Source organism: Faecalibacterium langellae, assembly GCF_002549775.1.
GTDB lineage: Bacteria > Bacillota > Clostridia > Oscillospirales > Ruminococcaceae > Faecalibacterium > Faecalibacterium langellae.
In genome coordinates, this window is the sequence record NZ_NMTR01000066.1 from 1 (window position 1) to 1,044 (window position 1,044).

Genomic DNA, 1,044 nt, shown 5'->3' on the forward strand with positions numbered 1-1,044 from the left:
AGCTGAGCTCTTGCCGTACAAAATTCCCGCATGGATTGCTGGAAAAGCCATGAAAATCATGTTTGCAAAAAATGAGCTGACCCGAAAAATTATGACCTTACACAATGATAAACAGGACATCTTCTATTGTTGTCAAAGTGTTTATCAAACCGGTCAGGAGTTAGGTGTGAAGATGCCCATTCTGGAAGCAAATATGAAGGGAATTTCACTTTAGGAGGTTTTATGATTCAACTCATCGTTAATGCATTTGTTGAAAAAGATAAGACAGTAGCAGTCGTTTAAGTCTTGTATGCTAGTAGCAATCACGAAAAAGTGAGAGCTAAGTATGAAGAGTTGATTGCTCAATATCCTGAAAACTATTTAGCTATCTATGATTTGCCGATGGATACGGATTTGAATACACTAAATCACTATCCGTCAGTGTGGATTGGGAAAGAGGAATTTGAATAAACCGACTGTCGGTTGTTAATTGATGTGAAACATCAAAAGAATATTGCACGTAAAACTAAAAAGAAGCGGACATAGGATTCGATTAAGATGAGCTAAACGTCCAATCTTTGATAGAATAAAATAAACAAAAAAAGAAAGGAACAAGGGCACTCGTATTCACTAAAACTGAATACGGGCTACGGACTTGGTCGAAAAGATAGTTTTTCCTAGAAGCTGACGCTTCTTCGTCTAAACTCCTATTTTGACTGTGTCCGCTTAACGCCCTTAATATCTTAATTATGATCGAACGTTACTCTCGCCCAGAAATGGCGAACATTTGGACTGAAGAAAATAAATACCGTGCTTGGCTTGAGGTGGAAATCTTGGCTGACGAAGCATGGGCTGAGTTGGGGGAAATCCCTAAGGAAGATGTGGCTTTGATTCGTGAAAAGGCGGACTTTGACATCGACCGTATTTTGGAAATCGAGCAGCAAACTCGTCACGATGTGGTTGCTTTCACACGTGCGGTTTCTGAAACTCTTGGCGAAGAGCGTAAGTGGGTTCACTATGGTTTGACGTCTACTGACGTGGTAGATACTGCCTATGGTTACCTCT

1 protein-coding gene and 1 pseudogene are annotated in these 1,044 nt (G+C 40.2%); both read left to right on the top strand.

The genetic code is table 11. From position 1 onward, the window contains the following. Positions 1 to 214, top strand: a pseudogene (locus CGS49_RS13695) (ketopantoate reductase family protein); the annotation flags it as partial. Between the two features lie 514 nt (positions 215 to 728). Further along, on the top strand, positions 729 to 1,044 hold a 316-nt coding region (locus CGS49_RS13705; protein ID WP_242975480.1), incomplete at its 3' end, for a lyase family protein.